Annotated in this window: 21 protein-coding genes; 15 read left to right on the top strand and 6 right to left on the bottom strand. The window is 64.0% G+C overall.

What is annotated here, in order from left to right:
• Positions 1–20 precede the first annotated feature (20 nt).
• The 3 genes from HYH07_RS15965 (at position 21) to HYH07_RS15955 (ending at position 3,278) form a co-directional block, all read left to right on the top strand.
• Positions 21–1,208 carry a pyridoxal phosphate-dependent aminotransferase gene (locus tag HYH07_RS15965; RefSeq protein WP_220003363.1) on the top strand — a complete coding sequence of 396 codons (1,188 nt, stop codon included), beginning with the start codon at positions 21–23 and terminating at the stop codon, positions 1,206–1,208.
• A gap of 90 nt (positions 1,209–1,298) precedes the next feature.
• Positions 1,299–1,856, top strand: coding sequence for a biotin transporter BioY (locus HYH07_RS15960; RefSeq protein WP_220003541.1), 558 nt, complete (start codon positions 1,299–1,301; stop codon positions 1,854–1,856).
• Positions 1,857–1,943: 87 nt separating this feature from the next.
• Positions 1,944–3,278, top strand: a complete 1,335-nt coding sequence (locus tag HYH07_RS15955; protein WP_220003362.1) for a dicarboxylate/amino acid:cation symporter — start codon at positions 1,944–1,946, stop codon at positions 3,276–3,278.
• 26 nt (positions 3,279–3,304) lie between these two features.
• On the opposite strand, the gene HYH07_RS15950 is transcribed toward HYH07_RS15955, so the two are convergent.
• Complete coding sequence (locus tag HYH07_RS15950; protein ID WP_220003361.1) at positions 3,305–4,183, bottom strand: SDR family oxidoreductase; 879 nt, start codon at positions 4,181–4,183, stop codon at positions 3,305–3,307.
• 89 nt (positions 4,184–4,272) lie between these two features.
• Between HYH07_RS15950 and HYH07_RS15945 the strand changes: the two genes are divergently transcribed.
• Positions 4,273–5,109, top strand: a complete 837-nt coding sequence (locus HYH07_RS15945; RefSeq protein WP_220003360.1) for a helix-turn-helix transcriptional regulator — start codon at positions 4,273–4,275, stop codon at positions 5,107–5,109.
• Here the strand turns inward: HYH07_RS15945 and HYH07_RS15940 are convergent.
• From HYH07_RS15940 to HYH07_RS15930, 3 genes are read right to left on the bottom strand one after another with little or no spacing between them, the layout of a single operon-like run.
• The gene (locus HYH07_RS15940; protein ID WP_220003359.1) at positions 5,106–6,338 is read right to left on the bottom strand and encodes an FAD-binding oxidoreductase; all 1,233 of its coding nucleotides are present in this window, start codon (positions 6,336–6,338) and stop codon (positions 5,106–5,108) included. The genes HYH07_RS15945 and HYH07_RS15940 overlap by 4 nt on opposite strands.
• A 14-nt stretch (positions 6,339–6,352) precedes the next feature.
• Positions 6,353–7,567, bottom strand: coding sequence for an MFS transporter (locus HYH07_RS15935; protein WP_057744918.1), 1,215 nt, complete (start codon positions 7,565–7,567; stop codon positions 6,353–6,355).
• A 59-nt stretch (positions 7,568–7,626) separates the two neighbouring features.
• Positions 7,627–9,123, bottom strand: a complete 1,497-nt coding sequence (locus tag HYH07_RS15930) for an amidase (protein WP_220003358.1) — start codon at positions 9,121–9,123, stop codon at positions 7,627–7,629.
• Between the two features lie 208 nt (positions 9,124–9,331).
• On the opposite strand from HYH07_RS15930, the gene HYH07_RS15925 reads away from it, so the two are divergent.
• Genes HYH07_RS15925 through HYH07_RS15915 form a run of 3 tightly spaced genes read left to right on the top strand, consistent with a single transcriptional unit; the run spans position 9,332 to position 10,949 of the window.
• The gene (locus HYH07_RS15925; RefSeq protein WP_220003357.1) at positions 9,332–9,994 is read left to right on the top strand and encodes a helix-turn-helix domain-containing protein; all 663 of its coding nucleotides are present in this window, start codon (positions 9,332–9,334) and stop codon (positions 9,992–9,994) included.
• Positions 9,995–10,020: 26 nt separating this feature from the next.
• Complete coding sequence (locus HYH07_RS15920) at positions 10,021–10,659, top strand: hypothetical protein (protein WP_220003356.1); 639 nt, start codon at positions 10,021–10,023, stop codon at positions 10,657–10,659.
• The gene (locus HYH07_RS15915) at positions 10,653–10,949 is read left to right on the top strand and encodes a hypothetical protein (protein WP_220003355.1); all 297 of its coding nucleotides are present in this window, start codon (positions 10,653–10,655) and stop codon (positions 10,947–10,949) included. Before HYH07_RS15920 ends, HYH07_RS15915 begins: the two co-directional genes overlap by 7 nt.
• 215 nt (positions 10,950–11,164) lie before the next feature.
• Here the strand turns inward: HYH07_RS15915 and HYH07_RS15910 are convergent, their stop codons facing one another.
• Complete coding sequence (locus tag HYH07_RS15910) at positions 11,165–11,917, bottom strand: prephenate dehydrogenase (protein ID WP_220003354.1); 753 nt, start codon at positions 11,915–11,917, stop codon at positions 11,165–11,167.
• Between the two features lie 194 nt (positions 11,918–12,111).
• Here HYH07_RS15910 and HYH07_RS36320 point away from each other — a divergent pair, with 194 nt between their 5' ends.
• Positions 12,112–12,315, top strand: a complete 204-nt coding sequence (locus HYH07_RS36320) for a hypothetical protein (RefSeq protein WP_228749581.1) — start codon at positions 12,112–12,114, stop codon at positions 12,313–12,315.
• Between the two features lie 65 nt (positions 12,316–12,380).
• On the opposite strand, the gene HYH07_RS15900 is transcribed toward HYH07_RS36320, so the two are convergent.
• Positions 12,381–14,690 (bottom strand): ribonuclease E/G, encoded by a 2,310-nt coding sequence (locus tag HYH07_RS15900; RefSeq protein ID WP_312016674.1) that lies wholly within the window; start codon positions 14,688–14,690, stop codon positions 12,381–12,383.
• Between HYH07_RS15900 and HYH07_RS36735 the strand changes: the two genes are divergently transcribed.
• From HYH07_RS36735 to HYH07_RS15870, 7 genes are all read left to right on the top strand, one after another.
• Positions 14,625–15,599, top strand: a complete 975-nt coding sequence (locus tag HYH07_RS36735) for a hypothetical protein (RefSeq protein WP_312016673.1) — start codon at positions 14,625–14,627, stop codon at positions 15,597–15,599. The two genes, HYH07_RS15900 and HYH07_RS36735, sit on opposite strands and share 66 nt — an antisense overlap.
• A 613-nt stretch (positions 15,600–16,212) precedes the next feature.
• Positions 16,213–17,511 carry an N-acetylmuramoyl-L-alanine amidase gene (locus tag HYH07_RS15895; protein ID WP_220003352.1) on the top strand — a complete coding sequence of 433 codons (1,299 nt, stop codon included), beginning with the start codon at positions 16,213–16,215 and terminating at the stop codon, positions 17,509–17,511.
• Between the two features lie 231 nt (positions 17,512–17,742).
• Positions 17,743–20,250: a penicillin-binding protein 1A gene (locus HYH07_RS15890; protein WP_220003351.1), complete on the top strand. Its 2,508-nt coding sequence runs from the start codon at positions 17,743–17,745 to the stop codon at positions 20,248–20,250.
• 201 nt (positions 20,251–20,451) lie between these two features.
• A protein-coding gene (prfB, locus tag HYH07_RS15885; RefSeq protein ID WP_220003350.1) for a peptide chain release factor 2 occupies positions 20,452–21,583 on the top strand; the annotation gives its coding sequence in 2 pieces (ribosomal slippage) (positions 20,452–20,520 and positions 20,522–21,583; 1,131 coding nt in all).
• Positions 21,584–21,585: 2 nt separating this feature from the next.
• Positions 21,586–22,467, top strand: coding sequence for an NAD(P)-dependent oxidoreductase (locus HYH07_RS15880; RefSeq protein ID WP_220003349.1), 882 nt, complete (start codon positions 21,586–21,588; stop codon positions 22,465–22,467).
• 116 nt (positions 22,468–22,583) lie between these two features.
• Positions 22,584–23,495, top strand: coding sequence for a DMT family transporter (locus HYH07_RS15875; protein ID WP_220003348.1), 912 nt, complete (start codon positions 22,584–22,586; stop codon positions 23,493–23,495).
• A gap of 109 nt (positions 23,496–23,604) precedes the next feature.
• Positions 23,605–24,840, top strand: a complete 1,236-nt coding sequence (locus HYH07_RS15870) for an ABC transporter substrate-binding protein (RefSeq protein WP_220003347.1) — start codon at positions 23,605–23,607, stop codon at positions 24,838–24,840.
• Positions 24,841–24,850 lie beyond the last annotated feature (10 nt).

Here is a 24,850-nt window from a genome sequence, read left to right as displayed (position 1 = left end):
CAGCGAAATAGCAGAAATCAATGCACGATGCGACACTAAGGAACCGGGTGGGGCAGTGGCTCGAGCCCTCCCGCCGCAGCGATGTTCCCCCGTTCATGGTGATGGACGTGATGGCGGCAGCGGCCCGCATGGAGGCCGCTGGCGGCCATGTCATTCACATGGAGGTCGGCCAGCCCGCGGCAGGTGCGCCGAAGACGGCGATTGCGGCTGCTCAGGCGGCGCTTGCGACGGCGCGGATCGATTACACCTCGGCGCTCGGGATTCCCAGCCTGCGTGAGCGCATCGCGCGGCATTATCGCGACGCCTATGGCTGCAGCGTCAGTCCGGACCGGATCGTGGTGACCACGGGCTCCTCCGGCGGTTTCATCCTGGCTTTCCTGTCGATGTTCGAGCCCGGCGATCGCGTCGCCGTCACGGTGCCTGGCTATCCCCCGTATCGTCACATCCTCACCGCGCTCGGCTGCGAGCCGGTGTTGATCGAGACTACCAACGACACCCGCCACGCGCTCACGGGCGAGGCGCTGCTCGCCGCCCATCGCAAGGCGCCGCTGAAGGGCGTGCTGGTCGGCAGCCCCGCCAATCCAACGGGAACGATGATGTCCCGCGAGGCGCTCGCCGGCCTGATTGCAGCCGCGGAAGATGCCGGCATTCGCTTCATCTCGGACGAGATCTATCACGGGCTCGATTATGCGTTTCCTGCCGTGACGGCGGCCGCGCTGTCCGACCAGACGCTCGTGATCAACTCGTTCTCGAAGTATTTTTGCATGACGGGCTGGCGCGTCGGCTGGATGGTCGTGCCTGATATTCTGGTGCGTCCGATCGAGCGGCTGCAGCAGAATCTCTCGATCTCGGTGCCCTCGCTCTCGCAGATCGCGGCCGAGGCCGCCTTCGACGGCGCCGCCGAGATGGAGGAGATCAAGCATGGCTATCAGGAAAACCGGCGCCTCCTGATCGAGGGATTGCCCAGGGCGGGCCTCGTCAGGTTCCTGCCGGCGGATGGCGCATTCTACCTCTACGCCGACGTCTCGGATTTCACCTCCGACAGTTTCGACTTCGCCAAGCAGATGCTGGAGAAGGCCCATGTTGCGGCCACGCCCGGCGTCGATTTCGATCCGATTCATGGCCGTTCGTTCATTCGATTCTGTTATGCGCGCTCGCTTCAAGAGATGCAGGAGGCAGTTGACCGGATCGCTCACTGGCTTAAATAGCCGCCAGTTTTTGCCAGCCTTCCGGAGTGCATCTTGTCCGATCGAACCGTCCAGTCCGCCGCCCCGTCGCGGTCTCCTCTCGCCGCTGTGATGTGGCCAACCCGGCCGGGCGAAGCCGTCGGGCACTTGCGCGCTGCGGTGCTTGTTGCACTCGGCTCCGCGCTGATGGCGCTGTCGGCCAAAGTCAATTTGCCGCTGCCTTACGTGCCCATGACGCTGCAGACGCTGGTCGTGTTGATGATCGGCGCGGCTTATGGCTGGCGCCTTGGCAGCGCAACCATGATCGCCTACCTCGCCGAGGGCGCGATGGGGCTGCCGGTGTTCGCCGGCCCCGTCGGTGGAATTGCACCGCTGGTCGGCCCGACCGCCGGCTATCTCTTCGGCTTCGTGGCCGCTGCCTTCATCACCGGCTGGCTCGCCGAGCGCGGCTGGGATCGCAACGTCGTATTGCTGTTTGCGGCCATGGCCGCCGGTCATGTCGTCATTTTCATCGCCGGCTTCGGCTGGCTGGCCTACGGAATCGGCCTTGGTGCGGACAAGGCCTGGGCGGTCGGCGTCGCGCCGTTCATCGCGGCTTCGGTCATCAAGAACGCGCTCGGGGCCGCGCTGATGCCGGCGGTGCGCCGGATCGTCGACCGCCGCTGCTAGAACTTACCACACCGAACAGTTCCAATTGACAGGGCCGGCCAAGTTGATCTTGGCTGGCTCTGAGTTTCGAGGGGGAGGTAACAAACAATGACAACGACAACGATGGCCAGCGCGCCGGCTGCACCTGCTACCGCCAAGCCGTGGTATAGAATTCTCTATGTCCAGGTGCTGATCGCGATCGTGCTTGGCGCGATCGTCGGCTGGCTGTGGCCGACGGTTGCCACCAACGACTGGATCAAGGCGCTCGGCGACGGCTTCATCAAGCTGATCAAGATGGTGATCGCCCCGATCATCTTCTGCACCGTGGTCTCCGGCATTGCCCACATCCAGGACGCCAAGAAGGTCGGGCGCATCGGTGTCAAGGCGCTGGTTTATTTCGAGGTGGTCTCGACATTCGCGCTGATCATCGGCCTCATCATCGGCAACGTTGTCAGGCCGGGCGCGGGCTTCGGCAGTGCGGCAGCCAATGCGAATGCCGTCGCCAACTTTGCCAAGCAGGCCGAAGCGCAGAAGTCGGTCGACTTCATCCTGCATATCATTCCCGACACCGTGGTCGGCGCCTTCGCGCAAGGCGAGATCCTGCAAGTGCTGCTGTTCTCGGTGTTGTTCGGCTTCGCCATCATGGGCCTTGGCGAGCGCGGCCATGTGATCCGCAGCTTCATCGACGATGCCGCGCACGCGGTGTTCGGCGTCATCTCCATCGTGATGCGCGCGGCGCCGCTCGGCGCCTTCGGCGCGATGGCCTACACCATCGGCAAGTTCGGCACCGGCGCGATCCTCAACCTGATGGGCCTGATCGCGACGTTCTACCTGACCGCCGCGCTGTTCGTGTTCGTCGTGCTCGGCATCATCGCGCGCATCGCGGGCTTCTCGATCTTCAAGTTCCTGGCCTACATCAAGGACGAACTGTTGATCGTGCTCGGCACCTCGTCCTCCGAAAGCGCGCTGCCGTCCTTGATGGAGAAGCTGGAGCGGCTCGGCTGCTCGAAGTCGGTGGTCGGCCTCGTGGTGCCCACGGGCTATTCGTTCAATCTCGACGGCACCAACATCTACATGACGCTGGCGACGCTGTTCATTGCGCAGGCGCTCGGCTACGACCTCACCTTCAGCCAGCAGCTCACGATCCTGGTCGTGGCGATGCTGACCTCGAAGGGCGCGTCCGGCATCACCGGCGCGGGCTTCATCACGCTGGCGGCGACGCTTGCGGTGGTCGATCCGCGCCTCGTGCCGGGCATGGCGATCGTGCTCGGCATCGACAAGTTCATGAGCGAGTGCCGTGCGCTGACCAATCTCTGCGGCAACGGCGTCGCCTGCGTGATCGTCGCCTGGTGGGAGGGCGAGCTCGATCGCGACAAGCTCAACGCGCGGCTGAGCCAGCAGATCGATCCGACCGACATGGAAACCGCTGTTACGACCGACTGATCAGGATCTAACGGCGCGTTGCGCCGTTAGACCTGGAAGTAATAGGGCTGGTCGAGATCCTCGATCAGCCCTTTTTCTTTGGGCTGCCAGCCGAGCAGCGCGCGCGTCTTGGCGCTGGACGTCGGCACATCGGCACCGGCGAACTGTGCGAACCAGCCGAAATGCTCGGCCGCTTCGTGCTGTGATTTCGAGACCACGGGCAGGCCCAGCCTTTTGCCGATCACCTCCGTAATCGTCTTGAACGGGATGCCTTCCTCGGCGATCGCGTGATAGCGCGGTGCCGTTGCGCCTTGCTCGAGCGCGAGGCGGTAGACGCGAGCGGCATCGACGCGGTGCCCGGCCGGCCAACGGTTGGTACCATCGCCAATATAGGCCGCCACGCCTTTCTGGCGCGCGAGGTTGATCAGGATCGGCACGAAGCCATGGTCGCCCTCGCCATGGGTCGTCGGCGGCAGTCGAACCACCGCGGCGCGGACGCCTTCCAGCGACAGCGCGGTGGATTCCGACACCCGCGGAAAACGGTGCGCTGCCTCGTCGTCTTCCGTTGCGAGGCGCCCCGGCGCCAGCAGAGCTACGCCTGATGTGACGATGAGGGGACGATCGGACCCTTTGAGCTCCTCGCCGAGGGCGAGGATGGCGCGGCGGTCAAGCTCGCAATTGTCCAGAAATTTCGAGAAGTCGTGGTTGAAGCCGAGATGCAGGACGCCGTCCGAGGAGGCCGCGCCGCTGCGCAAGGAGGCGTGGTCTTCCAGTGAGCCGCGATGGACTTTGGCACCCACCGCGGCGAGGGCGGCCGCGCCGGCGTCGGACCTCGCAAGGCCCGTGACGTTGTGGCCGGCGGCGATCAGTTCGGCAACGACGGCGGAGCCGACGAATCCGGTGGCGCCAGTGACGAATACACGCATGAGCAGGTCTCCGGTTGGTTGGAGCGAGCATCTGCGCTAGGATTATCCGGGTAAAGTAGTGATATTATCAGGGTATAATGGCTAACAGGATGAGCGAGACCGCCAGCGAGAACCTGCTTGGGACCTACCTGAAGGACCGCCGTGTCAGGCTCGATGCGGCAGCGTTCGGCTTCAGCGGCTCTCGCAGGCGCACGCCCGGGCTCCGCCGCGAGGAGGTGGCGCAGCGGGCCAATATCAGCCCGACCTGGTACACCTGGCTGGAGCAGGGCCGGGGCGGCGCGCCGTCGGCCGACGTGCTCGACCGCATCGCGCGTGCGCTGATGCTGACCGACGTCGAGCGCGAGCACCTGTTCCTGATCGGGCTCGGCCGTCCGCCAGAGGTGCGCTACCGGGCGAGCGAAGGCGTCTCGCCGCGTTTGCAGCGCGTGCTCGATGCGCTGGAGACGAGCCCCGCGATCATTCGTACGACGACCTGGGACGTCGTCGCCTGGAATCGCGCGGCCACAATCGTGCTGACCGACTATTCAAAGCTGCTACCCGAGCAGCGCAACATCCTGCGCCTGATCTTCTGCGAGCCGCGGGTGCGCGCCGCGCAATATGATTGGGAGAGCGTCGCCCGCTTCGTGGTTGCGGCGTTCCGGACCGATGTGGCGCGCGCCGGCGCGGTCTCGCATGTCGCTGACTTCGTCGATGAGATGTGCCGTCTCAGCCCGGAATTCGCAAAGCTGTGGGCCGACAATGATGTCCGCTCCTACAGCGAGGGCGTCAAGCATCTGCGCCATCCCGTGCTCGGCCCGGTCGCGTTCGAATATTCGGCTTTTGCGGTCGACGGCCGGCCCGACCTCGGCATGGTCGTCTACAACCCGGCAACGTCGGAGGATGCCCAGCGCATCAGGAAAGTGCTGGCGGCGAGATCTGACGGTTAAAACCGCTCCGGCCGGTACGGCGTCGGATCGATCGACGGCGTCTCGCCGTTCATCATCTCGGCGAGCAGGCGACCGGTGGCGGGTCCCAGCGTAAAGCCCTGGTGGCCGTGGCCAAAATTCATCCAGAGGCCACCGTGGCGCGGGGCGCGCCCGAGCACCGGCACCATATCAGGTGTGCAGGGGCGGGTGCCGAACCACGGCTCCGGCTCGGCGCGCCTGCCGAGATCGATCAGCTCGCGCGCGGAGGCTTCGGCACTGGCGAGCTGCGCCGGCGTTGCCAGCGCATCGGGCCCTGTCAGCTCCGCGCCGGTGGTAATGCGGATGCCCTTGGCCATCGGTCCCATGGCGTAGCCCCGGCCCTTATCGACCAGCGGCAGATCGAGCGTGGCGCCGCCGGTGTAGTGCATGTGATAGCCGCGCTTGCGCACCAGCGGAATCCTGTAGCCGAATTTGTGCAAGAGATCCGGCGACCACGGCCCCAGCGTCACGACGGCGTTGGCGGCATCGATGCGGCCATTGTCGGTGTTCACAGACCATCCGGTTGCGGTCTGTTGCAGCGACTGCGCATCGCCGAGCACGATTTGACCGCCAAGGCGTTCGAACAGCTCGGCATAGGCCGTCACGAGTGCGCCGGGATCGGACACGGTCCAGGTATCGAGCCAGTGGATCGCGCCGGGAAGATCGTTGCGCAGGATCGGCTCGGCTTTTGTCAACTCGCTGCCCGACAGCACGCGGAAATTCACGCCGAACTCGCGGCGGTCTGCTTCCGCCTCCTTGATCGAGTGGTCGAGCGCCGTGGCATCGCGAAACACCGCGCGATAGCCGGCGCGGCGGATCAGATTGTCGGCATGGGCCTCGCGGATCAGGACGTCGTGCTCGGGCGTCGCATAAGCGATCAGGCGCGCCCAGGCCGCGATCGCTTCGCGATGCCGCTTCGGCGCCGAATGCCACCAATAACGCAGCAGCGGCTCGACGTGACGATGCAGCGAGGAAAAACTGTAGCGCACGTCGTTGGTGCGGCCGGTCGCGATGTTCAGCAGCGAAGAAAGGTCGCGCGGCATCGGATAGGGCCGCACGGCTTCGGCCTGGATCATGCCGGCATTGCCGTAGCTGGTCTCGCGGCCGGGCTCCCGGCGGTCGACCAGTGTCACAGTCCAGCCGCGCTGGCGCAGATGCACGGCGGCGCCGACCCCCACCATGCCGCCGCCGAGAATGATTGCGCTTTGCATCGGCAAAACTCCTGTCAGGCCGGCTTCGGCGCCAGCTTCGGCTGCGCCGTGTTGATGGTCGCGGCGACGACGACCGACATCGCCGTCATCGTCACCAGGAAGCCGAAGGCCGCGTCGAATGATCCTGACCCGGTCACGATGAACCCCATGATGGCAGGCGCAACGAAGCCGGCGCTCTGGCCGCCCAGGTTGACCATGCCGATGCCCGATCCGATCTGGTCGTCACGCAGCAGCTTGGTCGGCAGCGCAATCACGGAGGCCAGGACGAAGGATTTGAAGAAGTAGACCACCGATTGATAGACGATCAAAGCGGTGATCGTCTCCGCCTTGTACATGGCGTAGAGGAAGATGCCTGTTAACGCAGAGCTGCCGATCAAGAGATATTTTTCGCGCTCGGCAAAGAAGGTGGTCATCACCCAGCCGCCGATTGCGGTTGCGAATGTCGCCATCACGAACGGTATCGGCGCCACCACGCCGACGGTCTTGAGGTCGAGCCCGCGCTGCTGGAGCAGATAGAGCGGCATCCAGGAATCCAGGCCCTTGTTGACGCAGCTGAGGCCGAACCACACCACCATGAGCTGCCACAGCAGCGGATTCTTCATCAGCTCGCGCATCGGCGCGCGGGGCTTTGCCGTCACCGGTCCGACGCCAATGCGCGCCAGATGTGGAACAAAGACGAAGTAGATCACCGCGAAGACGATGCCGGCGATGCCGATCGTATTGAAGGCGTGGCGCCAGCCCAGCCAGACGATCAGCGGCGCCATGATCAGCGGTGCGATCATGCTGCCGGCATAATTCGAAGACAGCAGCAGCGATGACATTTTGGGCCGGCTGTCCTTCTTGAAGAGCTCCGCGATGGCGCGAATGCTTGCCGGCGGAAAGCCGCCTTCGGCGATGCCGAAGATGAAGCGAATCGCGATCAGCGAGGTCAGCGACCAGGCAAGGCTCGTGAACGCGGTGAACAGCGACCACATCACGATGGTGACGATGACGACATATTTCGAGCCGAAGCGGTCGGAGAGCCATCCGCCGGGCACCTGCATGGCGGCATACCCCAGGAAGAATGCGCTGATGACGATGCCGAGATCGGCAGCCTGCAGATTGAAATCCTTGCCGATCTGCGCCAGCGCCAGCGAGATCGCGGCGCGGTCGATATAGGAGATGCAATAGGCGAGATAGAGCAGGACGAAGGCGACGATTCCGGTCTTGCGGTTCGACAATTCGGCCATGCTGATCTCCTCGATGCCGGCGAGCCGGCGGTCATGCCTGTTTGGTTTATGCGCCGGCTCTATTCCCAGGCGAGAAAGCCGGGCGCGGCCGACAGCGGCGGCGCGGCGGCGAGCCGTGCGAGGTCGGGCACCGGCCGGCACATGTCCGGATCGTTCGCGAACGCAGCCTCGATGCTCGCGGCGACCGAGAGGACGATGGCATCGCCACCACGGGGGCCGACGATCTGGAGGCCGAACGGCAGGCCGGCTTCATCGAGGCCGAGCGGAATGCTGATCGCGGGGTGGCCGGGAAGCGTGACGGCGTAGGCGAGCGCGAGCCAGTGGAAGTAGGATTTCGTCGGCACGCCGTCGATCTCGGCGGGATAGAGCTCCGACCAGGGCCGCGGGCTCAGCGTGATGGTCGGGCTGATCAGCACGTCGCAGGTTTCGAAGAAGCTTTGATAGGCGCGATAAATCCGCGTCTGCGTCGTGGAAGCGCGGGCGTGGTCTTCGAGCGTGTAGCGGAGTCCTTCCTCGACGTTGGCGCGGACGTTGGGGCCGAGCATCTCGGGCCGCTCTTTGTAGTTCTTGCCATGGGTCGCCAGGAACATGCCCGCGCGCAGCACGGCGAAAGCATCGTCGGCGCCGGTGCAGTCGGGTGTCGCCTCGTCGCTCTCGGCGAAGAGCGGCGCGAGCTTGCTCACGCGCTGGCGGAACACGCGGCGGATGGCCTGCTCGGTCGGCGCGAAGCCGAAATCCTCGGTGAAGGCGAGGCGAAGCTTGCCGAGCTCTGCTGGGCGCGGCGCAGCCCAGCGCTCGGCGCGACCGCGCAAGGGCTCGCCGGGAAGCGTGTAAGCGAGTGGATCGCGGGGATCGTCGCTCGCCATTGCCGACAGCATCAATGCGGTGTCGGCAACGTTGCGCGCCATCGGTCCATCGGTCGACAGGTTGGACCAGCCGAAGATGCGTTTTTCACTGGGCACGAGACCGTAGGAGGGCCGCATGCCGACAATGCCGGAGAAGCCCGCCGGATTGCGCAGGGAGCCGCCGGTGTCGGAGCCCGAGGCGAGCGGCGCCATGCCGCAGGCGAGCGCGACCGCGGAGCCGCCGGAGGAGCCGGCCGCCGAGCGCATGGGATCGAAGGGATTGCCGGTCGCGCCGAATACCGGATTGCGGGTGTTGCCGCCTGCCGCCCATTCCGGCGTGTTGGTCTTGCCGAAGATGATGGCACCGGCGGCGCGCAAGCGCGCGACCGAGCCCTGGTCAGCAGCCGGCACGTTGTCGCGGAGCAGCGGGCTGCCATAGGTCGAGCGCATCCCGGCGGTGTCTTGCGTGTCCTTGATCAGAACGGGGAGCCCGTGCAGCGGGCCTCGATCCTCACCGCACCGGATGGCGGTCTCGGCGGCCCTTGCGGCGGCGCGAGCGCCGGGCTCGTCCAGAGTGACGACGGCGTTGACAGCGGGATTGACGGCGGTGATGCGGGACAAGCAGGCGTCGAGCAGTTCGACAGGCGAGATCGCCTTGCTGGCCAGCAGGCGGCGCAACTCAACGGCGCTGGAATCGCACAGGTCGGGCAAGGCCAATCCCTTTCAGATTATGAAAACGATTTAGCATATCGGAAAGGATCTCCGCGCACCAATATTCGTCAAAACCGGCCATTTCATGCACAAACCCTGGCCTGCATGCCCAGCCGGCAACCAGGAGAGGCATCCAGGGGTGGGTGGCCTCGAAAAGATTGGGCCGATCAGCCAATATTTTTTCTTGGGCCCATGGTAGAGATGCTCCATGAGCGAGATCACGACGTCAGAGGGTGCCAACTCCCAGCTCGGCCAATGTCTCAAGGCCGCCCGTCAGGCGCGCGGTCTGACGCTCAAGCAGGTGGCGGAACGGACCGGGATGGCGCTGTCGACCTTGTCGAAGGTCGAGAATGGCCTGATGTCGCTGACCTATGACAAGCTGCTCCAGCTGACCTCAGGTCTGAAGATGGAGATCGCGGAGCTGTTCAATCCCGCGGTCGCGACGCCTGCACAGGGCCGGCCGGTCACCGCGCGCCGAAGCATCAGCCGGGCCGGACAGGGGCAATTGATCAACACGAAATTCTACACCTACACCTATCAATGCACCGACCTGATCGGCAAACGCATGGTGCCGATCGTCGCCGAGGTCCGTGCACGCTCGTTGGACGAATTCGGCCCACTGCTGCGTCACGCCGGCGAAGAGTATTTTCTGGTGACGAGCGGACGCGTGGCCGTCCACACCGAGTTCTACGCACCTGAGATCCTGGGCGAGGGCGACGGCATCTATCTCGACAGCACCATGGGCCACGCCTACCTCAACGCCGGCGAGGGAGCGTCTGCCAAGGGCGTCTGTCTCTGCACCAGCGAGGCGCCCGATCTCTACGACCAGCTTCGCCAGATCGCATCGCGTGATGTGGCCTCAGGATCGTAGGCTTGTCGCTATACGTGCCCTCGCAGATGTTGACGACGTTCGAATTTGTCCGTCTTCTGCGAGCGGCCGGTTATGAGGGATTCGTTGCGCTCGGCGGCAACCAGATAAGCCGCATCGCAAAGGACATGAAGCACGATTGGGTTTTTGATCTAATTGATGGTCTGACGACATATCAGGGCGAGCGTGCCCTGGACGAGCTCTATCAATCCATCAAAGTGGGTGCGCCGCTGGACGGCATTCCCAATTTGACGTGGCGCAATGCAGACGGCGAGATTGTCGAGAACAAAATAGACCTGCTCAGGCCCAATCAATTCGCGTTGCTGGATTTTGAAGGGCTGCCGCACGACGAGTATTGGGGCGCCAAGTACTTCACGATGGTTGGTGCTCGCGGATGCTTCTATGGCAAATGCTCTTTCTGTGCGATTCCGTTTGGGTGGGGGCCGAACAACTACGTCGGTATGTCCGCCGGCGGCGCTGTCGTGCGCGCCATGAAGGATGCGTATAAGCAGTTCGGCGTGCGGCGGTTTAAGTTCATCGACGAAGCACTGCATCCGAAAATGCTTCGCGAAATGGACGCCGCTCGCTCGGAATATTTGGCCGAATGCTCAGGGGGCGGCCCATCACAGTGGCGACGGTGTCACCACGAAATCCCTACAGCTTGGTGAACTTCCTTCGCTATGGCATGACCGGTCGCGCGCTTGCGCATCTGTGGGGCGGGTTCGAGCGCGTCGTGGTTGCTCGGGATCATTCTGCCAAGGTTGTTCCGCAATGGCTGAACGTCGAAGAGTGCGCGGCCGACAACGTCGATCAGATTGGCCGATATTTGGGTTCTGGCATGGAGCTGTTCGATCTGACGCGAAAGGGAACGGAAGTCCGATATTTGTTTGGCCGGCGAGACAAAGTGGAGAGCTCACTTCTTGAGCCGCTAGGAACCGGGCTCGCCTTGGTGTCTTGATTGATGAGGATCATATCGGCTGGCGCGGAGCCATTGCAGTTGGGGTTGGAGTAGATCGTTCGATCCCTCGTCTCATGCTGCTTCGGCTGCTGCGTCCTCTCCGGCGCACGACACGACGGCGGCTCATGAACTCAAACGGCATCGAGTCCAAAGCGAACGGCGTTGCGCTCGATCGCTTTGAGCGTTGTCGATCCGCGCCAGGCAACGATGCCTAATCAGTCGTGCTGATCCAGCACCACGCGTGTTGCATCGGCGAGTGAAAAAAAGCGTTCCCGAACTTCGGCGGCGTAGGGATTTTCGCGTTCAATGGCAAGAAATACGCTTGGTGCGTCGTGTCTGACCATTTCAGTGGCTTGAAGGAGGTGATCGAAGCTTGCCGTCGTCAAACGCCTCGGCAGAGGCTCCATTCCCACCAGAACCTTGGCGACGAGGTGCGTGACGCCCTGAACAATTGCGGCCTCCCGATCGTGCTCCTCCGGCGACACAATGTGTACCTCAAGTCTGAGCACACGTCGCAGGAATGCTCCAATTCTGAGGGCCGAGCGGCCTCGCACAGGGCACAGCGCAATCTTACGTCCAGCAATTCCGTCGCGGGCGCTCTGCGGTCCAAACAGAGGGTGTGTTCCAACGATCTCGACAAACGGGGGAAGTTCAGCCTTCATCACCTCGACAGGGCGGATCTTCACCGAGCCGACGTCGACGATTATTCCGCCGACGCGAAGGTGCGGACGAAGTTCACCGATTGCGGCTGCCAGATTGGAAACAGGAACGGCAAGGATTACGAGGTCGCAGCGCCCAACATCCGCAATCCTGCCGCGCTGAAAATGGTTGACGCGATCTTCTTCGACCGTCAGTTCGGGATCGTAGACGGTGAGCGAGAAATACGGATGCAGGTGTGCCGCAATCAACCGGCCAAATGCACCGAAGCCGAGTATGCCGATCGATTTGACATCCAACTTTGGCGACATCGCAAAGCTCCGTTAGTTGCGACGTCAGCTACGCAACGGTTGTAACTTGATTGAGATACCGCCTTAGCTTTAGCCCATGGCCGTCGTCAAGCCTCGACCGACGCGGAGCGCACAATTGGCGGCTTATGTGGGCAGGAGGCCCGCCAGGACGCCATAAAAGAGTCATGCAATGTTAGGTTGATCACGCGATAGTTGTGCCAATAACGGCCGCCTATCAGGCACGCAGCCTGACGCTCAAGCAGGTGACTGAGCGGACCGGTATGGCGCTGTCGACCCTGTCGAAGGCTGCCAAGGGCGTCTGTCTCTGCACCAGCGAGGCGCCCGATCTCTACGACCAGATTCGCCAGATCGCATCGCGTGATGTGGCCTCATCAGGTGATGGCGAGCTGCCGCCGTAGCGGATTGGTGGGGGGCGCGAAAACGCCCGGCTTTTGGCCGGGCGTTTTGCATTGGGTGTTCGGCTTTATTGGCCGCCGCCGAAACGGCGCGACCACCAGCCGGCGCGGCGCGGGGCCGTTGGCGTCTCGGTTGCGGCTTCCGGCGCGGGTGCGGGCGCAGGCGGAGCAACCGGCTCCGGAGCTGAAGCAACCGGGGTTGCCGGCTCGCTCGGGCTGCTCGACAGGAAGCTCACCTTCTCGCGGACAGTCGAGCGGCGACGTGCCGCCTTCTCGTCGACGACGGGCTCTTCCTCGGCGACAGCAGCAGCCGGTGGGGCCTGGACCGGCGCTTCAACCGGGGCCTGGTGGAATTGAGGCTCGGGCTGGGACGTCTCGTGCTCAACCGGGGCGATCTGCCCTGAATGCGCAATCGACGGAGCGGCCTCGCTGCCGGCGCTGTCGAAATCGGCCACAGCGTTGGTTGCTTCCGGCGGCGGATTGCCGCCGAGTTCGTCGCCGATGGACCCGGCGAGACCTTCCTCGTTGCCGCCGCGCCGACGACGGCCACCCCGACGGCCGCGCCGGCGACGGCGCTCGCCGCTGCCCTGCTGCTCGCCACGGGCGGCCTGCTCCTCACCGTCCTCGCCGTCCTGCTCGGTGTCGCCATCCTCTTCGCCTTCGCCGACGGCCAGCGCCGGCTCGGGAAGCGTGGCCGGGCTGTCCTCGCGAAGCTCACCGTCGCGCTGACCGCCGCGACCGCGGCGACGGCGACGGCGCTTGCGGCGCTGGCCGTCCCCTTCGGACGCGGCTTCACCGGACGCCTGCTCCTCGCTGAGACCTTCGGTCTCGTCGGTCTCGACCTCGGATTCGGTCTCGAGGTCGAAACCGTCCTCGTCGTCATAGGCCTCTTCGGGCAGCGGCGGCGGGCTTGCGGCCGCTTGTGCGGCCAGCAACGCCTTGGCGGCTTCGAGCGTATGCACCTGCTCGCCGCGGTCGATCACATAAGCCTGCGGTCCCGAGACGCTGGGATCGGCGATCACCGACAGCGTGACCTTGAAGCCGTTCTCGAGATCGCGGAGATGACCGCGCTTGTGGTTCAGCACATAGAGCGCGACGTCGGTGCGGGTGCGGACCACGAGATTGTGCGTCGCGCCCTTCATCAGGATCTCTTCGAGGCCGCGCAGCAGCTGCAGCGCCACCGAGGACACCGAACGGACATGGCCGGTGCCGCCGCAATGCGGGCAGGGATCGGTCGAAGATTCCAGCACGCTGGCGCGGATGCGCTGACGCGACATCTCGAGCAGGCCGAAATGCGAGATGCGGCCGACCTGGATGCGCGCGCGGTCCTGCCTGAGGCAATCGGACAGCTTGCGCTCGACCGCGCGGTTGTTGCGCTTCTCGTCCATGTCGATGAAGTCGATGACGATCAGGCCGGCAAGGTCGCGCAGGCGAAGCTGGCGGGCGACCTCTTCGGCCGCTTCCAGATTGGTCTTGAGCGCGGTGTCCTCGATATGGTGCTCGCGGGTCGATCGTCCGGAGTTGACGTCGATCGAGACCAGCGCCTCGGTCTGGTTGATGACGATGTACCCGCCCGAGCGCAACTGCACGGTCGGCGAGAACATCGCATCGAGCTGGCTCTCGACGCCCATGCGCGAGAACAGCGGCTGGCCGTCGCGATACTGCTTCACCGCACTGACATTGGCGGGCATCAGCATCTTCATGAAGTCGCGCGCTTCGCGGTAGCCGGCTTCGCCGGCGACCTGAATCTCGTCGATCTCCTTGTTGTAGAGGTCGCGCAGCGAGCGCTTGATCAGCGAGCCTTCCTCGTAGACCAGCGTCGGAGCCTGCGACTTCAGCGTCAAATCGCGCACCGTCTCCCACATCCGAATCAGGTACTCGAAGTCGCGCTTGATCTCGGGCTTGGTGCGGGCGGCACCCGCGGTGCGCAGGATGATGCCCATGCCCTCGGGCACGTCGAGATCCTGCACCACTTCCTTCAGGCGCGAGCGATCCTGGGCCGAGGTGATCTTGCGGCTGATGCCGCCGCCACGGGCGGTGTTCGGCATCAACACGGCATAACGGCCGGCGAGCGACAGATAGGTCGTCAGCGCCGCACCCTTGTTGCCGCGCTCTTCCTTGACCACCTGCACCAGCATCACCTGGCGGCGCTTGATGACTTCCTGGATCTTGTACTGGCGGCGCGGACGGAAGGTGCGCTCCGGCACTTCCTCGAGCACGTCGTCACCGCCGACGGATTCGACGTGGTCCTCTTCACCTTCCTCGCCGTCCTCGTCGTCCTCTTCGTCTTCTTCGGTTTCCGCAGCCTCGCCATGCGGCGCCTCGACCGCTTCGCCGGCGGCGTAAACGGCATCGGCCGGTTCGGTGACCGAGGTCACGACTTCCGCAAACGCTTCGCCATGGGCTTCGACGGCAGGAGCCTGCTCAGGCTCGGCAACCGTTTCGGCCGCAACCGCGGGCTCGGCGCCAACAGCCGCGACAGGCGCGGGCGTCTCGTCGGCATGATGCTCGTGCTCGTCACGATCATGCTCGTGGTCATGACCATGATCGTCATGATCGTGCGCATGCGCGTCATCAGCGTGAGGATGATCGTGATGGCCGGGATCATCATGCTCATGTTCGTCATGCCCGTGATCGTCGTGATCATGGTCGTGTTCTTGACCCTCGTGGTGCTCGCCGTGATGCTCGGCATCAGCGTGCAGGTGCTCGCCCTCCTGCGGCGCGCCTTCGGCGTGCTCGGGCAGGGCCTGACCTTCGACTGGTTGGGCGGCGGGATCGGCGCCGGCGTCGAGGCCCTCGACGATGTCGCTGCGGACACGCTCGCCGTGACCGCGGCGGCGGGCATTGCGGTGGCGCGAGCGGCGGCGGCCATGGGAGCGGTTCTCGCTCTCCTCCTCGGCTTCGCGATGAGCCTGCTCTTCGGCCTCGATCAGGGCCTGTCGGTCGGCGACCGGGATCTGGTAATAGTCGGGATGGATTTCGCTGAAGGCGAGGAAGCCGTGGCGGTTGCCGCCATATTCGACGAAGGCGGCCTGGAGCGAGGGTTCGACCCTGGTGACCTTGGCGAGGTAGATATTCCCGCGCAGTTGCTTGCGTTGCGCGGTCTCGAAGTCAAACTCCTCGACGCGATTGCCGCGGACCACGACGACCCGGGTCTCTTCCGGGTGGGTGGCGTCGATCAACATCTTGTTGGGCATGTCTTAACTCTTGGCGGCGGCGGTCGCGGTTCACCGTGGGCGCGAAGAGCGCTGCCGGGTGACGCGACGGTCCACCTGATTCGGGGGTGAGGGGAAGGCCGAAACGCCGTCTCTCGCGCCTTGCCGAATCGGAAGCTTTAGAACCGAAGCGGCGCGCGGGATTTTCACTCCGCAGTGTCGCGAAAGGTCCTTCAGAATTCGTCGGCACAGTCTGGCGCATCAAGCGTCGGCCCGTATGAAACGTTGGACGGCGGGGCCGCCCCTAATCAGTTGCTGCTGGCCAGGCATGGCGCGTGCGCGCTCGCCCTGGATCAAGAACCGCCCCCTCTGGATTAAGGGAGTGGGTAACTGGCCGCGTCGCTGTCAAAACTGTTCCGGAAACAGTGTGGTAACCGGAAACCGTCCGCCGCCGGGGCCTGCCCCGTTCGCCTCGCTGCCGCGCACCGCGCTGGTCGTTGAGGGGAACAGAAAAACGCTGGAATTCCCGAACCTTGGGAGCTCCGGCGCTGCACCGGGAGGCTGAATGCGACACAACCGGAAATCATTGGCCGTCAGCATTCCGTACATACGAGGAATGGGCCATCCGTGCAAGGGAGCGTCGCACGCCGGTCACAGTCCGGGAGTTTTGCGTTTCCGTCATTAAGGACCGATTAACCCTGTGGTTCTATTGCGTTAAAGAGGGCTGCTCGGAGGCACGGATTCGGTGGCGAGCCGCACAAATCAAGGGGTTTTGCTGGGATTTGCGCTTCTATGCGCCTCAGCCTTGCCATGCGCCGATTCCTCGCGCCTGAACGCCGCGGAGAGCCCCTCGCGGCCCTCTGTAGCGGCAGCAAATTTTCCTGTCGCCTCAGCCGCGCGCCTCGCCGGTGACGGCAAGCAGACTCGCTTCATTCTCGATCTCGACCAGACCGTCACCTTCCGCGCCACGACTCTCGCCGATCCCTACCGGGTGGTGGTCGACGTTCCCCAGGTCAATTTTCAGCTGGCACCGGGCACAGGGACCGGGCGAGGGCTGGTCAAGGCCTTCCGGTACGGGCTGGTGATGCCCGGCGGCTCCCGAATCGTGTTCGACCTGACCGGGCCGGCCAAGATCGCCAATTCCTACGTGCTCGATGCGGCCAATGGCCAGCCAGCCCGGCTGGTGCTGGAACTCGAGGAGGTCGACCGCGCCGCCTTCGTGCCAACTCCCCCGCCGGAAAATCGCCCCGAGCTGCGGCCGACGATCGCCGTCGTTCCCCCGGCAACCCTTCCCGCCGCACCCGACCCGGCGCAGCAGAAGCCGGGTGCAGCTTCGGACGGCCGCCCGGTCGTCGTGATCGATCCCGGCCACGGCGGCATCGACAACGGCACCCAGTCGAGCGGTGAGAGCGAGAAGAATCTGGTGCTGGCCTTTGGCCTCGCCTTGCGCGACCGGCTGGAAAAATCAGGCAAATACCGGGTGGTGATGACGCGAGACGACGACACCTTCATTCCGCTGAATGACCGGCCCAGGGTCGCCCGCAATCTGAATGCCGCGCTGTTCGTCTCGATCCACGCCGATGCGCTGCCGAAGGCCGAGGGCGATGCCCAGGGCGCCACCATTTACACGCTGTCGGACAAGGCCTCCGACGCCGAAGCGCAGCGCCTGGCCGATGCCGAAAACCGCGCCGACGCGATCGCCGGCTTCAACCTGGCGGAAGAGCCGACCGACGTTGCCGATATCCTGATCGACCTGACGCAGCGGGAAACCCGTACCTTTTCAAGCCGTTTTGCCCATCTGCTGATGAGCGAAATGAAGACGACCATGCGGATGCACAAGCATCCCCTGAAGTCGGCCGGCTTTCGGGTGCTGAAGGCGCCCGACGTGCCCTCGGTGCTGGTTGAGATCGGCTATGTCTCCAACAAGGGCGATCTCGAGCATCTTGTCTCCGAGGGCTGGCGGTCCAAAGCCGTCGGCGCGATGGCCCAGGCGATTGACACGTTCCTGGCCAAGCGGATGGCGACGGCGGGGGCCAGCAATTAAGAAGAGAATGCCGAGTCAGCTGTTAAGCCCTAGTTTGGCCACAGCGGGCGCCTTATAAAAACGCGGCAGGGGGTTCCGGAATCGACGAGAATCCCGTTCGGCAAGCGTCTTTCGGTCCGGCATCGATGGTATTGGGTAGGCCGGTGGTTCGCGACGTGAGGACGGCGCCCGTTTGGGGCGCCTTGTTTAGGCGGCTTGGGCTGATCCTGGGATTAAACGGATAAACACATAATGCGCTTGCTTGTGCGGTTCATGGGCTTCCTGTTCGCCGCGGGAACGGTGGTGTTCCTTGTTGGTGTCGGTGCCGTGGCAGGCCTGATCTGGCATTTCTCCAAGGACTTGCCCGACTACTCTCAGCTTCAGGATTATGAGCCGCCGGTGATGACCCGTGTGCACGCGGTCGACGGCTCGCTGCTCGGCGAATACGCCAAGGAGCGGCGATTATACCTGCCGATCCAGGCGGTGCCGAAGCTCGTGATCAACGCGTTCCTCGCCGCCGAAGACAAGAATTTCTACGAGCATGGCGGCATCGACTACACCGGCATGGCGCGCGCCGGCGTGCTCTATCTGCAGAACTTCGGCTCCAACCGCCGTCCGCAGGGTGCCTCCACGATCACCCAGCAGGTCGCCAAGAATTTCCTGCTGACCAACGAGGTCTCGTTCTCGCGCAAGATCAAGGAAGCCTTGCTCGCGATGCGCATCGAGAAGACCTATTCGAAGGACAAGATCCTCGAGCTCTATCTGAATGAAATCTATCTCGGCCTCGGCGCCTATGGCATCGCCGCCGCCTCACTGGTGTATTTCGACAAGTCGGTGAATGAGCTTACCGTGGCGGAAGCGTCCTACCTCGCGGCGCTGCCGAAGATGCCGGCGACGCTGCATCCGGTGCGCAACCGCGATCGCGCCATCGAGCGCCGCAACTACGTGATCGACCGTCTCCAGGAGAACGGCTGGATCAAGCAGGCTGACGCCGACAAGGCGCGCAAGGAGCCCCTGGTCGTCACCAGCCGTTCCAACGGTGCCCACACCTTCGCCGGCGAATATTTCGCCGAGGAAGTCCGCCGCGACATCTTCGAGCGCTATGGCGAGAAGAAGCTGTACGAGGGCGGCCTGTCGGTTCGCACCACGCTCGATCCGAAGATCCAGGTCATGGCGCGCAAGACCATGGTCGCCGGCCTCGTGAACTATGACGAGCAGCAGGGCTATCGCGGCGCCATCAGCAAGCTCGATATTTCGGGCGATTGGGGCGTGAAGCTCGCTGAGATCAAGTCGCTCTCCGACATCTCGCCATGGCGTATGGCGGTGGTGCTGGAAACCAGCGACCAGTCGGCGCGCATCGGCTTCCAGCCGAACCGCGAGCTTGGCGGCGCCGTCAGCAAGCAGCGCGAGACTGGCCTCATCACGGTCGACGGCGTGCGCTGGGCGAGGCCGACCCAGGGCAACTTCAAGGGCAAGACGCCGACGTCAGTAGCGCAGGTGCTTCAGCCTGGCGACGTGATCTATGCCGATCCGCTCTACAGCAAGGAAGGACAACCGGTCGAAGGCCAGTATCGCCTGCGACAGATTCCCGAAGTCTCGGGCGCGATGGTGGTGATGGACCCCTGGACCGGCCGCGTGCTCGCGATGGTCGGCGGCTTCTCGTTCGACCAGAGCCAGTTCAACCGCGCCACCCAGGCCTACCGGCAGCCCGGCTCGTCGTTCAAGCCGATCGTCTATTCGGCCGCGCTCGACAACGGCTATACGCCGTCGACGGTCGTGCTCGATGCGCCGATCGAAATCGACCAGGGCCAGGGCGCAGGTGTCTGGCGGCCTGAAAACTTCGATGCCGGCAAGTATATGGGGCCGATGACCTTGCGCAATGCGCTGCGGCTGTCGCGCAACACGGTGACGGTGCGGCTTGCCCAGGACATCGGCATGCCCTTGATCGGCGAATATGCCCGACGATTCGGCGTCTATGACGAGTTGCCCAATTACCTGTCCTACTCACTGGGCGCCGGTGAAACCACGGCGATGCGCATGGTCACGGCCTATTCGATGCTCGCCAATGGCGGCCGTCGTGTGAAGCCGACGTTGATCGACCGCATCCAGGACCGCTATGGCCACACCATCTTCAAGCACGACCAGCGCGAATGCCGTGGCTGCGATTCGCCCGGCGGCTGGAAGAATCAGCCCGAGCCGCAGCTGATCGACCGTCGCGAGCAGGTGCTCGATGCCATGACCGCCTATCAAATCACCGAGCTGATGGAAGGCGTGGTGCAGGCCGGTACCGCGACAGTGGTCAGGGAGGTCGGCAAGCCGATCGCCGGCAAGACCGGAACCACCAACGAGGCCAAGGACGCCTGGTTCGTCGGCTTCTCGCCCGATGTCGCTGTCGCCATCTACATGGGCTATGACAAGCCGCGTCCGCTCGGCCGAGGCAATGCGGCGACCGGCGGCCATCTCTCGGCGCCGATCGCACGCGATTTCTTCAAGCTCGCGCTCGCCGACAAGCCGGCGGTGCCGTTCAAGGTGCCGGCGGGCATCAAGCTGGTCCGCGTCGTTGCCAAGACCGGCATGCGCGCCGGTCCCGGCGAGACCGGTGGAACCATCCTGGAGGCCTTCAAGCCGGGCACGGCGCCGCCGGATAACTACTCGGTCATTGGCGTCGCCGACGCCGACGGGCGCGGTGGCGTGTCGCCGCCGCAGCAGGCGCCGGATTCCGGCTTCTTCATGCGGCCCGGCACCGGCGGGCTGTACTAAAGCGCGATGAGATTGGATTGAGTCATCGCGCTTTAGCTCTTTGTTTGAGCATGATCTTTTCGGAAAACCGCTTCACACTTTTCCGGATCATGCTCTAGCGGATAACGCCTGAAACGGGTGCGGCTGGCGGTTGCGCTTTGGCGCAGTCGCGGCTACATCCCGTTGCAATCAGACGCGGAACATTCCGCGAGAGAGAACGACATGCGCGCCGAAATCGAACGGTTGGTAGAAGAGATCAAGCAGTCAGTCGGGCTGCTGAGGAGGCATCTTTGACGTCGAGAAATCGACGGCGCGCCTCGCTGAGCTGAACAAGCTCGCAGAAGATCCCAACCTCTGGAACGATCCCCAGAAAGCCCAGAAATTGATGCAAGAGCGGACCTCGCTGGAGGACTCGCTCTCGGGCATCGGCAAAGTCGAGCAGGAGCTCGAAGACGATATCGGCATGATCGAGCTCGGCGAAGCCGAGGGCGATGACGGCGTCGTGGCCGAAGCCGAAGCTGCGTTGAAGAACCTGAAGAAGGAGGTCGCGCGGCGCGAGCTCGAAGCGTTGCTGTCGGGCGAGGCCGATCGCTTCGATTCCTATCTCGAAGTCCATGCCGGCGCCGGTGGCACCGAGAGCCAGGACTGGGCGCAGATGCTCTTGCGCATGTATACGCGCTGGGCCGAAACGCACGGCTTCAAGGTCGAGTATCTCGAAGAGTCCGAGGGCGAAGAGGCCGGGATCAAGTCCGCGACCATCCAGGTCTCCGGGCACAACGCCTATGGCTGGCTGAAGACGGAGGCGGGTGTGCATCGCCTCGTCCGCATCTCGCCGTTCGATTCCAACGCGCGGCGCCACACTTCGTTCTCGAGCGTGCAGGTATTCCCCGTCATCGACGACAGCATCAAGATCGACATCAAGGAATCCGACGTCCGTACCGACACGATGCGGTCGGGCGGTGCCGGCGGCCAGCATGTCAACAAGACCGAATCCGCGGTGCGCCTGACGCATATCCCGACCGGCGTCGCGGTGGTCTGCCAGGCCGGCCGCTCCCAGCACAAGAACCGGGCGCAGGCCTGGGACATGCTGCGCGCGCGCCTCTACGAGATCGAGCTGAAGAAGCGCGAGGAGAAGGCCGCCGCCGACCAGGCCGCCAAGACCGACATCGGCTGGGGCCATCAGATCCGCTCCTATGTGCTGCAGCCCTACCAGATGGTGAAGGATTTGCGCACCGGCGTGCAGACCTCCGACACGTCGGGCGTGCTCAATGGCGAACTCGACGAGTTCATGGCCGCGACACTGGCGCAGCGCGCCTTCGGCACCACTGCAGGCGATGTCGAGGACGTGGATTAGCGATGACCCGCGTCGCCTTCATCGGGCTTGGGCGGATGGGCCATGGCATGGCCGGCCGCTATCTCGACGCCGGCTTCACGGTCACGCTGTGGAACCGCAGCAAGGCCAAAGCGGAAGACCTGATCGCGCGCGGCGCAAAGTGGGCGACCTCGCCTGAGGATGCCGCGATCGACGCCGATGCCGTGGTGACCATGGTCGCCGACGACGAAGCCTCGCGCGCGGTCTGGCTCGGCCCCAATGGCGCCGCCAAGGCCGCGAAGGCGGGCACCATCGCCATCGAGTGCTCCACCATTTCCTATGATCACGCGCGCGAGATGGGCCGCGAGCTCAATGCGCGTGGCCTGATCTATATCGATTGCCCCGTGACGGGATTGCCGGATGCGGCAGCGGCCGGAAAGCTGACACTGCTGGTTGGCGCCGACGCGGCCGACCTCGAGCGCGCGCGGCCCTTCCTCGAACCGATCGGCTCGACCGTCAGGCATTTCGGTGCGGTCGGCTCCGGCACGGTCTACAAGCTGATCAACAATCTGATGGGCGCGATCCAGATCGCAGGCCTTGCCGAGGGCCTCGCCATCGCCGAGCAGGCCGGGCTCGACATGAAGCTGGTGCTGGAGTCGATCCAGGCGGGTGTTGCCGCGAGCCCGCAGGTTCAGCGCCACTCCAAGCGCATGGTCGCCCGCTATTTCAGCGGCGCGACGTTCACGACCGCGCTGCGGCACAAGGATGCCGCCTATGCCGTGAAGCTGGCCGAGAGCTTGCTCGCGGGCAAGCCACTGGTCTCGCGGGCTGCGGTCGATGCTTACGCGCAGGCGAAGGCCGCAATGCCCAACGACGACGAAGGCAGGATGATCGAGCTGGTGTCGCGGCCGAAGCAGCCGTCTTAACGCTGGCGCAGACCAGTTGCGTTTGCCGCTGATGACTGGGAATTGCAGACTTCATCGGGAATCGGGTGGCAGGATGTTGTCCTAGGCGAGCAAGCTCGGCCCGCCGAGGTGAACCTATGTCTCCGAACGACCACCGGATCGACGCGCGGGACTGGTCGCTGCTTGCCGTCCTCTCGATCCTCTGGGGCGGCTCTTTCTTCTTCAACGGCGCCGCTCTTCGCGAGTTGCCGCCGCTGATGCTGGTGTTCCTGCGTGTCGTCCTCGGCGCGGCCATGCTGCTGCCGCTTCTGCGCATGCAGGGGATCGGCTTTCCCAAGGGCGTCGCCGGCTGGACACCGTTTGTCGCAATCGGGTTGCTCAACAACGTCATCCCGTTCTCGTTGATCGCGATCGGGCAGACCTTCGTTCCGAGCGGGCTGGCGTCGATCCTGAATGCGACCACGCCGCTGTTCACGGTCCTGGTGATGGCCGCTGCGGGCGAAGAAACCTTGCAGGTGCGGCGGGTGGCTGGCGTGGCGCTGGGCATCGCCGGCGTGATCATCCTGCGGGGATCGGGAATCGAGACGCGAAGCGGGCAAGGGATCGGCATCCTGCTCTGTCTTGGGGGCGCGCTGAGCTATGGCTTTGCGGCGCTTGCCGCGCGCAGGCTGCTGAAGGACTCAGCCCCGCTCGGCACGGCGGCATTTCAACTGATGGCGTCAACGGTGATGATGGCGATCGTCGCAGGTGTCGTGGAGCAGCCCTGGCGGCAACCGATGCCGGGCCTTGCGACTTGGCTAGCGGTGCTCGGCCTCGCCGCGCTCTCGACCGCGCTTGCCTACATCGTCTTCTTTCAGATCATACGACGCTCAGGCGCAACAAACGTCATGCTGGTGACGCTGCTCATCCCCGTCACCGCCATCCTGCTGGGATGGCTCGTGCTGGGTGAGCCAATCTCCAGGCGCGAGATCGCCGGTGCGATCGTGATCGGCAGCGCCTTGATCGTGATCGACGGACGGGCTCTGCGAGTGTTGCAGCGCGTCGGGTAAGTTCCCGATCCGATCGTTTCACTTCGCGGAAAATCCTGCCGCTTGCCAGCAGCCGGCCACCTTGCGACACTCTCCCAAAACAAGAACGATAAAATCCAGGGAGAGACCAATGCCGGGTCGTCGCGAACACCTCGCCGCCCTCGCCATGCTCGTTACCGGCGTACTCGTCGCGACGCCGGCTTTGGCGCAGAAGACATACGGTCCCGGCGCCAGCGACACCGAAATCAAGATCGGCAACATCATGCCCTACAGCGGGCCGGCGTCGTCCTATGGCGTGATCGGCAGGACCGAGGCGGCGTTCTTCCGGATGATCAACGATCAGGGCGGCATCAACGGACGCAAGATCAACTTCATCAGCTATGACGATGCCTATTCGCCGCCTAAGGCGATCGAGCAGGCGCGCAAGCTGGTTGAGAGCGACGAGGTGCTGCTGATCTTCCAGGCGCTCGGCACGCCCTCGAACTCTGCGATCATGAAGTACATGAACGCCAAGAGAGTGCCGCAGCTCTTCGTTGCCTCCGGCGGCACCAAGTTTGGCGACCCGAAGAACTTTCCGTGGACGATGGGTTTCCAGCCCAACTACCAGAGCGAGGGGCGGATCTATGCAAAATACATCCTCGACAATTTCCCTGATGGCAAGATTGCGGTGTTCTGGCAGAACGACGACGCCGGCAAGGATCAGTTCAAGGGCTTGAAAGATGGCCTTGGCGACAAGGCTGGCATGATCATCGCCGACAAATCCTATGAGGTCAGCGATCCCTCGATCGACTCGCAGATCGTCGCGCTGCACGATTCCGGCGCCGACATCTTCTTCTCATGGGCCGCGCCGAAGGGCTCGGCGCAGGCGATCCGTAAAGTCGGTGAGCTCGGCTGGAAACCCAGATTCTTTCTGGCCAACACCGCAACGTCGATCGCCTCGGTGCTCAAGCCCGCCGGGCTCGAATATGCCAAGGACATCATCTCGACTGCCTATCTGAAAGATCCGACCGATCCGACCTGGGACAAGGATCCGGCGGTGATCGCGTGGCGGGCGTTCATGGACAAGTATTATCCTGATGGCGACAAGACCAACGCCAACAACCTCTATGGCTACGTGCAGGCCGAGGCGATGGCGCAGGTGCTGAGGCAGTGCGGCGACAATCTCACGCGCGACAACGTCATGAAGCAGGCCGCTAATCTGAAGAATTTTCACACCGACCTGATGCTGCCAGGTATCGTGGTCAACACCTCACCGGACGACTACTTTCCAATCGAGCAGATGCAGCTGATGCGCTTCAACGGACAGGCCTGGGAGCTGTTCGGCGATGTCATCACCGGCGAGGTCGGCCACGAACACAGCCAGTAATCAGAGACGG

Source organism: Bradyrhizobium sp. BR 10261 (genome assembly GCF_019455395.1).
GTDB classification, from domain to species: Bacteria; Pseudomonadota; Alphaproteobacteria; order Rhizobiales; family Xanthobacteraceae; genus Bradyrhizobium; species Bradyrhizobium manausense.
This window is presented reverse-complemented; position numbering and strand designations above follow the sequence as displayed.